Origin of the sequence: Barnesiella sp. CU968 (genome assembly GCF_905219685.1) — a bacterium.
GTDB lineage: Bacteria > Bacteroidota > Bacteroidia > Bacteroidales > Muribaculaceae > Lepagella > Lepagella muris_A.
The window spans coordinates 1-2787 of record NZ_CAJMXD010000381.1 but is presented as its reverse complement, the minus strand read 5'-3'; the positions used below and the strand labels follow the sequence as shown (position 1 = coordinate 2787).

Genomic DNA, 2787 nt, shown 5'->3' with positions numbered 1-2787 from the left:
ACCAGAGTGGCCAAATGGGGCAGACTGTAAATCTGCTGGTTTATACCTTCGGTGGTTCGAATCCATCTTCGCCCACAAAAAAAATAATCTGCGGAAGTAGCTCAGTTGGTAGAGCATTAGCCTTCCAAGCTAAGGGTCGCGAGTTCGAACCTCGTCTTCCGCTCCAGATTTGCCCATGTAGCTCAGGGGTAGAGCACTTCCTTGGTAAGGAAGAGGTCGCGGGTTCAAATCCCGCCATTGGCTCAAATCCTCTCCCCGCGAAAGGTAATAAAATTAATTATACTACAATAATAGCAAAGTTATGGCTAAAGAAAAATTCGAAAGAACCAAACCGCATGTTAACATCGGTACTATCGGTCACGTAGACCACGGTAAGACTACTCTTACTGCAGCGATCACTAAGGTGCTTGCAGAAAAAGGTCTCTCCGAGCTTCGTTCATTCGATTCAATTGACAACGCTCCTGAGGAGAAAGAGCGTGGTATCACAATCAACACTGCACACGTAGAGTATCAGACTGCAAATCGTCACTACGCTCACGTAGACTGCCCCGGACACGCCGACTATGTGAAGAACATGGTTACCGGTGCTGCTCAGATGGACGGTGCTATCATCGTAGTTGCTGCAACTGACGGTCCCATGCCTCAGACTCGCGAGCACATCCTTCTCGCTCGTCAGGTGAACGTTCCCCGTCTTGTTGTATTCATGAACAAATGTGACATGGTTGACGACGAGGAGATGCTTGAACTCGTTGAGATGGATATGCGTGACCTTCTTTCTCAGTATGAGTATGACGGTGACAACACTCCTATCATCCGTGGTTCTGCTCTTGGTGCTCTCAACGGTGAGCCCCAGTGGGAAGATAAGGTTATGGAGCTTATGGAGGCTGTTGATAACTGGATTCCGCTTCCTCCCCGTGACGTTGACAAACCCTTCCTTATGCCGGTTGAGGACGTATTCTCAATCACAGGTCGTGGTACAGTGGCAACAGGTCGTATCGAGGCTGGTCGCGTAAAAGTTGGTGACGAGGTTCAGATTCTCGGTCTTGGCGCTGACAAGAAATCAGTCGTAACTGGTGTTGAGATGTTCCGCAAGATCCTCGATGAGGGTGAGGCTGGTGACAACGTAGGTCTTCTCCTCCGTGGTATCGACAAAGACGAAATCAAACGTGGTATGGTTATCTGCCATCCCGGTCAGGTTAAACCTCACGATCACTTCAAGGCTCAGGTTTATATCCTGAAGAAAGAAGAAGGTGGCCGTCACACTCCGTTCCACAACAAATATCGTCCTCAGTTCTACATCCGTACTCTTGACGTTACAGGTGAGATCACACTTCCTGAAGGAATTGAGATGGTAATGCCCGGTGACAACGTTGAGATCGACGTTAAGCTTATCACTCCGGTAGCAATGGACAATGGTCTTCGTTTCGCTATCCGTGAAGGTGGTCGCACAGTAGGTTCAGGTCAGATCACAGCAGTTGTTGAGGACTAATTCTTCACGACTCTAAAATATAAAAAGGGGCCTTCGGCTAAGGAGGCTCCTAATCTACGGGAATAGCTCAGTTGGTAGAGCACCGGTCTCCAAAACCGGGTGTCGAGAGTTCGAGTCTTTCTTCCCGTGCCAATAAAAAACAATATGAAATTATTCAAGGATATAAAGGAATCTTATACCGAACTTGTGTATAAGGTTTCTTGGCCGACTCAGAAGCAGCTTGTCAACAGCTCAGTGCTTGTGTTGATAGCTTCCATCATCCTGGCAGTCTTTATATGGGCAGTAGACAAGATCTTCAGTCTTCTCATGGAGTTGGTTTACAGTATCAATTTTTAAACTTTTCAAATAAGGATTTCAATGGCTGAATCAAAGAAAGAATGGTACGTTTTGCGTGCCATCTCGGGAAAGGAAGCGAAGGTCAAGGAAGTGTTGGAGGCAGCGATCAAAAACACTGATCTCGGACAATACGTTTCACAGGTATTGATTCCAACTGAAAAAGTTTACACCACTCGCAATGGCAAGAAAGTGCTCAAAGAGCGCACTCTCTATTCCGGTTATGTCTTCATACAGGCATGTTTGACCGGAGAAGTAGAATATGAGCTCCGCAACACGACTAATGTCATTGATTTTTTGCGTGGTCGCGCCAAGGGCAGCAAGCCCGAGTCTCTGCGTGAAAGTGAAGTGATGAGGATGCTGGGACGCGCCGACGAGATGAGCGAGCCGACAGAAGAAGCGACAGACCGTTACATAGTGGGAGAACCCGTAAAAGTGACATTTGGTCCGTTCAGCGGCTTCAGCGGAGTCATCAAGGAGGTTAACTCAGAGAAAAAGAAGATCAAGGTGGAGGTCAAGATATTTGGCCGCGCCACTGACCTTGAGTTGGAAAATTCGCAAGTTGAAAGAGAGTGATTCCGTCTGGATGTTACACTTTCGGAATAATTCAATTTCACAACAAACTTTAAAAAAGTAGAACAATGGCAAAAGAAATTGCTGGACAGATCAAATTACAGATTAAGGGCGGAGCAGCCAATCCGTCTCCACCAGTAGGACCTGCACTTGGTTCTAAGGGTATCAATATCATGGAATTTTGCAAGCAATTCAATGCCCGCACCCAGGATAAGGCCGGTAAAGTTCTTCCTGTAGTAATCACTTACTATACTGACAAGAGCTTCGACTTTATTGTAAAGACACCTCCTGTTGCCGTGCAGCTTAAAGAAGTTGCCAAGGTCAAGAGTGGTTCCGCTCAGCCTAACCGCAAGAAGGTAGCTGAAATTTCCTGGGATCAGGTGAAGACAATT

General features: G+C 46.9%; 4 protein-coding genes and 3 tRNA genes. All 7 read left to right on the top strand.

Annotated features, from left to right (window positions below):
- Positions 1 to 90: 90 nt before the first annotated feature.
- Positions 91 to 166: transfer RNA gene (locus tag JX312_RS11805), tRNA-Gly, on the top strand.
- Positions 167 to 171: 5 nt separating this feature from the next.
- Positions 172 to 243 (top strand) — tRNA-Thr (locus JX312_RS11800).
- Between the two features lie 58 nt (positions 244 to 301).
- A complete protein-coding gene (tuf, locus tag JX312_RS11795; RefSeq protein ID WP_123406091.1) occupies positions 302 to 1489 on the top strand; it encodes an elongation factor Tu in 1188 nt (395 codons plus the stop codon).
- A 56-nt stretch (positions 1490 to 1545) separates the two neighbouring features.
- A tRNA-Trp gene (locus JX312_RS11790) sits at positions 1546 to 1621 on the top strand.
- Between the two features lie 12 nt (positions 1622 to 1633).
- Positions 1634 to 1825, top strand: a complete 192-nt coding sequence (gene secE / locus JX312_RS11785) for a preprotein translocase subunit SecE (protein ID WP_123406089.1) — start codon at positions 1634 to 1636, stop codon at positions 1823 to 1825.
- A 21-nt stretch (positions 1826 to 1846) separates the two neighbouring features.
- Positions 1847 to 2398 (top strand): transcription termination/antitermination protein NusG, encoded by a 552-nt coding sequence (gene nusG, locus JX312_RS11780; protein WP_123406087.1) that lies wholly within the window; start codon positions 1847 to 1849, stop codon positions 2396 to 2398.
- 65 nt (positions 2399 to 2463) lie between these two features.
- Positions 2464 to 2787 (top strand): 50S ribosomal protein L11 (gene rplK / locus JX312_RS11775; protein ID WP_204458114.1); only part of this gene is annotated, 324 nt, incomplete at its 3' end.

What these genes read in the sequence shown, in the direction of transcription:
- tuf (WP_123406091.1), top strand. Translation starts at nt 302, where the DNA reads ATGGCTAAAGAAAAATTCGAAAGAACCAAACCGCATGTTAACATCGGT.
- secE (WP_123406089.1), top strand. Translation starts at nt 1,634, where the DNA reads ATGAAATTATTCAAGGATATAAAGGAATCTTATACCGAACTTGTGTAT.
- nusG (WP_123406087.1), top strand. Translation starts at nt 1,847, where the DNA reads ATGGCTGAATCAAAGAAAGAATGGTACGTTTTGCGTGCCATCTCGGGA.